The sequence below is a fragment of the Epilithonimonas hispanica genome, from assembly GCF_003385395.1.
GTDB lineage: Bacteria > Bacteroidota > Bacteroidia > Flavobacteriales > Weeksellaceae > Epilithonimonas > Epilithonimonas hispanica.
In genome coordinates, this window is sequence record NZ_QNUG01000081.1 from 1 (window position 1) to 5,713 (window position 5,713).

3 protein-coding genes and 1 other RNA gene are annotated in these 5,713 nt (G+C 36.1%); 3 read left to right on the forward strand and 1 reads right to left on the reverse strand.

Annotation, left to right across the window (positions count from 1 at the left end; translation table 11 throughout):
• Nucleotides 1-328: 328 nt before the first annotated feature.
• Nucleotides 329-728: a transfer-messenger RNA gene (gene ssrA / locus DRF58_RS17585) on the reverse strand.
• 511 nt (nucleotides 729-1,239) lie between these two features.
• On the opposite strand from ssrA, the gene DRF58_RS17595 reads away from it, so the two are divergent.
• The 3 genes from DRF58_RS17595 to DRF58_RS17605 all read left to right on the forward strand — a co-directional run bounded on the left by DRF58_RS17595 (nucleotide 1,240) and on the right by DRF58_RS17605 (nucleotide 5,554).
• Nucleotides 1,240-2,055: a peptidase associated/transthyretin-like domain-containing protein gene (locus DRF58_RS17595; RefSeq protein ID WP_116037230.1), complete on the forward strand. Its 816-nt coding sequence runs from the start codon at nucleotides 1,240-1,242 to the stop codon at nucleotides 2,053-2,055.
• Nucleotides 2,056-2,434: 379 nt separating this feature from the next.
• Nucleotides 2,435-3,409 (forward strand): ribonucleotide-diphosphate reductase subunit beta, encoded by a 975-nt coding sequence (locus tag DRF58_RS17600; RefSeq protein ID WP_116037231.1) that lies wholly within the window; start codon nucleotides 2,435-2,437, stop codon nucleotides 3,407-3,409.
• Between the two features lie 489 nt (nucleotides 3,410-3,898).
• Nucleotides 3,899-5,554 (forward strand): ribonucleoside-diphosphate reductase subunit alpha, encoded by a 1,656-nt coding sequence (locus tag DRF58_RS17605; RefSeq protein ID WP_116037233.1) that lies wholly within the window; start codon nucleotides 3,899-3,901, stop codon nucleotides 5,552-5,554.
• The last annotated feature ends 159 nt before the right edge of the window (nucleotides 5,555-5,713 follow it).

Here is a 5,713-nt window from a genome sequence, read left to right on the forward strand (position 1 = left end):
TTATCTATAAGCTAAACCGAAGATATTTTGGTGACAAACTCTTCGAAAGGCTCATTATTGCTAATATTACAGCGATATGAGTAAAAACGGATATACATATAATTTATTAAAAGGTATTTGAAAATTACTATTTCATTTTCAGAAATTTTCAAAAAGGGATTTTTTTTAAAATATCATCGCTTTTATTAAAATTTTGTGTACCTGGTGTAAGTTTGAAATTTAGTCTGTAAAATAAAACTATCATCTTTGAAAATATAAAATTAAAAGTAGCACCTAAATTAGCACCCATAAATAAAAAACCCTGTAAATCAATAGATTACAGGGTTTTCAGTGGAGTTGGAGGGATTCGAACCCTCGTCCAAACAAGCAATACGCAAGCTTTCTACATGCTTATTCTGCCATTAGTTTTCGAGCCTAAGCAGAGAGCAGACACCCAACTTAGACCTTAGCTTCTGAAGTTTTCGAGTTTTGGTCAAAGCACCCAAAACCTTATTTCCGCATTCCTATATCCCAGGATCCAACGTCGCAGAACAGAACATTGGTGAGACATCTTGCTTCCTTACTATCTTCGGGAAACGCTTGAATCTACTAAACTTCGATTATTAAGCTGCAAGAGCGAACTCTTCGTTGCCAGTTAAAATGTTGTAGCAAGGGATTTAAGAGATCGCGCTACGGTTCTCTGCATGCTTACTTACCCATTGGTCTTGCTGTCGAAACCAGTCAACCCCGTTTTTAGATAAGACGACAAAGTTACACAAAAAAATGAAATCACTTATCATTTATGATTTATTATTCATAATTATTAGCGCGTGCCCCTCGCAGCCGCTTGTCACCCTGAGGCTCTCGAAGCCCAAGCAAAAAAGGATTTCCACTACCATCCCTCAAGCGCTTCGCAAAAAAAAAACAAACTTTGTCAACAATTAGAAATTTTCCTTTCAAAACAAAATAAACAAAGAAAAAAATCTGCAAAATTCCCAAAATCAGCGTGCAATAAAAAATTGCTGAGCAAAGCGTCTTTACAAATCTTAAAAATATTTTTAATAATCAAAAAAACTTCGCGCCCAATGCGTTTAAAACTTCAAGAACCCAAATGTTCTCAAAATAATTTTAACAAAACCAAAACCTCCAATTTCTAAAAAATTCCCAAAACAGGTTAAAGTCGGTTAAACTATCTCTCTCTCAAAACTTTCATTATAATAACCAAAACGATTAGAACTAATTTTGTAAAAAATTAATTCTGTGAAAATTAAATTATTATTCCTTCTCATTACATTATTCTCAATACAGGTATTTTCTCAATCAGATTATATTTTAGGAAGTGTTACTAACGAGAGCGGTGATAAGTTGCCTTACGCAAGTATTTATAATCTTCGCACAGATCAGGTTGTAACGGCAGATAAAACAGGTAATTTTTCTATTGCAGCAAAACTTTCCGATGAGCTTAGGATTTCCAGACAAGGCTCAGAGCGCAAGATGATAACTTTAACGCAAGACAGCTTCTCAAAAAGTCTAGACGTAAAACTCACAACCATTCCGGTAGAAATAGAAGAGGTGAAAATTGCTTTTAAGCCAACCGGAATTCTCAAAAAAGATGTTACAAGACTCAATCCGCCTAAAAAAGTTGTAGAACTCAATATGGCGATGAACAATTATATGACAACGCCACTCAACGAAGTTGTTCCAAGAGCTTCAACGCCTTCAGCATTCAAACAACCGGACTTTGGGGCAGGGCAATTGGATATGATGAAATTGGGCAAAGCAATTGGTGGATTGCTAAATAAAGCTACGTCGTCTCCGAAAACTACCGCTAATTATTCGGAAAAACAAGAATTCTATAAACGTGTGAAAGCTGTAGTTGATTTAGGCTATTATACAGATTATGGTTTGGACGAGTACGATTTCGATATTTTTCTAGCTTATGCAGACGAGGCTCGTGGGCTTTCCAAAAATTACAGAAACAATTTTAACAAAGTTGCTATAGAATCGCAACTCAAAATTGCTTTCGCAGAATATATCAAGACTCACAATTTTTCTAAGAAACAAGCCGAAAGTTAAAATTTTAAACCATTTTCACATCATTGTGGATAACCTTGGTTTTGTTTATTTTGATTGTTTAGTTGCTTTTGTCTTTATATCAGTTATTTGGGTGTTTTTGTTTAAATTGAATATTGCCAATTAGTAGCTTTGCGCAAATCTAAATTCGTATAAAATCCCTATTCATAGAGCTTTTAACACAATGTGGAAAACTTTTACTTATGATTGTCAGTTTTTTGTCATTTTTCCGCTTTTTGCTCTTTCATTTTCAGACTTCAATTTCTACTTTTGCTTTACCACTTTGGAGAACAAGTGTAATTTTGTTACTTGCTAAATAATAGGCGATTACATGTTTATCCACCTCACAAAATAAAATTATAATTGATAAAAACTGCTGATAATGGGAATTTTTGACAAGAGAATTAGCTACAAACCTTTTGAATATCCGGAAGTTCTACAATTCGTAGAAGCCATTAACAAATCTTACTGGGTTCACTCAGAAGTTGATTTTACGGCAGATGTTCAGGATTTTCATTCCCAGTTGGAACCTCACGAAAAAAATGCAGTTAAGAACGCATTGTTGGCAATTGCACAAATCGAGGTGAATGTGAAAACATTCTGGGGGAATCTTTATCAGCATCTTCCAAAACCTGAATTGAATGGTTTAGGCGCAACTTTCGCAGAGTGCGAGTTCCGCCATTCTGAAGCTTACTCTAGATTGTTAGAAGTTTTAGGATATAATGATGAGTTCTTGGAAGTTGTTAAAATCCCTGCGGTAAAAAATAGAATCGAATATCTTGGAAAAGCGCTTCAACACGCTAATTCCAACGATCCAAAAGCGTATATGTCAGCTTTGCTGTTGTTCAGTATTTTGGTGGAGAACGTTTCACTTTTCAGTCAGTTTGCGATTATATTGTCGTTCACGAGATTCAAAGGTTATATGAAAAACGTTTCCAACATTATTGCTTGGACTTCTGTAGATGAGCAAATCCACGCCAATGGAGGAATCTATTTGATTAATAAAATCCGTGAGGAACAACCAAATCTTTTGACAGAAAGTGATATCGAAGCAATCTACGACTTGGTTGACCAATCTATTGAAATGGAAGGTCAGATTTTGGACTGGATTTTCGAGCAAGGTGAATTGGACAAATTATCCAAAAAGAATCTTCTTGATTTTATGAAATATAGAGTAGATGACTCTTTGAAAAAAATCGGAATGAAAACAAGATACAATGTTTCTCCGGAAGATTACAAGCCAATGGTTTGGTTCGAGGAAGAAGTTTTTGCTAATTCTATGGATGATTTCTTCGCAAAACGTCCGGTAGATTATACAAAACACGATAAGTCGATTACGGCGAATGATTTGTTTTAGATTTCTGCTGGAAGTCTGATGTCAGAAGAAGGAAGTTTTCGCCTTCGTCTTTTTGATTATCGAATTTTGAAAGCGACGAAGTCGCGACATATTGGTAGAGAATTAAACAGAGAGTAGATTCAAGGTGCGAAGCACCGACATAAGTAACGTTATTGTCTTCAATATATATCTAAAACTAAGCTGTCGAGATTCCTACGGAATGACAAAAATGAATAAAAAATCCTTTCAAAGTTTCAAGCTAAGAAAGGTGTAAAAAAGAAAATTTTAAGAAATATATTAATTCTTGGGGTTTTCTTTTTTATGTAAAATCGTCAAAAATGACGAAGCGCGCCCCGACTTGAGTGGAGCTCTTTTTTTTTGGCTTACAAGACAAGAAAAAAAAGCGGGAACGGAAGACGGAAATAGGCGCCCCAATAATTAATAAAGTCAAAAAATAATAACAGCAAAAAGCCAAAAGCTAATTGCCCAAAAGCTAAATTACAATTTATGATGGACGAAAATATAGATATCTGGTGGCTCAACGAAGAGTCTGAGCAAATGCTAAACAGAGGTTACCTCTTGAAAGGCGAAACTGTGGAAGGCGCAATCGACAGAATAACAACTGCAGCGGCGAAGCGTCTTTATAAACCAGAATTGCAACCAGCTTTCAAAGAAATGATTGTGAAAGGCTGGATTAGTTTTTCGTCTCCAGTTTGGGCTAATATGGGAACTCAGCGTGGTTTGCCAATCTCTTGTTTCAATGTTCATGTTCCAGATAATATCGAAGGAATTACTCACAAATTAGGTGAAGTAATTATGCAAACGAAAATCGGAGGTGGAACTTCTGGCTATTTTGGAGAGTTAAGAAATAGGGGAACAGCGGTTACAGACAACGGAAAATCTTCTGGAGCGGTTTCTTTTATGAAATTATACGATACAGCGATGGATGTTGTATCACAAGGTGGTGTTAGAAGGGGAGCTTTCGCGGCTTATCTTGACATCGATCACGGTGATATTGAAGAGTTTTTAAGTATCAAAGATATCGGAAGCCCAATTCAGAACTTGTTTACAGGTGTTTGTGTTCCAGATTACTGGATGCAGGATATGATTGATGGCGATGCAGATAAGAGAAAAATCTGGGCAAGAGTTTTGGAAAGCCGTCAGCAGAAAGGTCTTCCTTATATTTTCTTTACAGATAACGTGAACAGAAACAAACCTCAGGTTTATAAAGATGCCGGATTGATGGTGAACGCAAGTAATCTTTGTTCAGAGATTATGTTGCCTTCTACTGCGAATGAATCTTTCATCTGCTGCCTGTCTTCTATGAACCTTGAATTGTACGATGAATGGAAAGATACGAATGCTGTGAAATTGGCAATCTATTTCCTAGATGCGGTTCTATCAGAGTTCATTGAAAAAACTGAAGGTAATTATTACCTGACTTCGGCTAGAAACTTTGCGATGCGTCACAGAGCTTTAGGTTTGGGTGTTCTTGGATACCATTCTTATTTGCAGAAAAATATGATTCCGTTTGAGAGTTTTGAGGCGACTCAGTTCAATGCAAGAGCATTCCGTCATATTAAAGAACAAGCGGAGATTGCTTCCAAAGAATTGGCAAATATCTACGGTGAACCGGATATGTTGAAAGGTTATGGAATGAGAAATACAACTTTAATGGCTGTTGCGCCAACAACGTCGAGTTCTGCAATCCTTGGACAAACTTCTCCTGGAATTGAGCCTTTTGCTTCTAACTATTACAAAGCTGGTTTGGCAAAAGGAAACTTTATGCGTAAGAACAAGTATTTAGCTAAATTGCTAGACGAAAAAGGTCTTGACAATGAAGAGACTTGGAGAACGATTATGTTAAACCACGGTTCTGTTCAACACCTTGAAGGTTTGACAGATGACGAGAAAGCAGTATTCAAAACATTTAGAGAGATTTCTCCAATGGAGATTGTTTCTCAAGCGGCTCAAAGACAGCAGTATATTGACCAAGCGCAATCTCTTAACTTGCAGATTCCTTCTACAATGCCTGTTAAAGACGTAAATTACGTAATGATTGAAGCGTGGAAAAAAGGTGTTAAAACATTATACTATCAAAGAAGTTCTTCGGTTTCCAAGGAACTGATGGTAAACTTTGTGACTTGCTCTGCTTGTGAAGCGTAAGTAAGAAACAAGACAAAAGTAAAAAGATGAATCCGTCTCACAACAAAATTTGAGGCGGATTTTTTTTGTTATAAAAGTTTTTCAATATTTTAAGAAAAAGTGAAAAGTTGTCCTCTTCAGGCAACTTTCTTTCTTAAATTGTGTGCTAAAGCGTGTAAT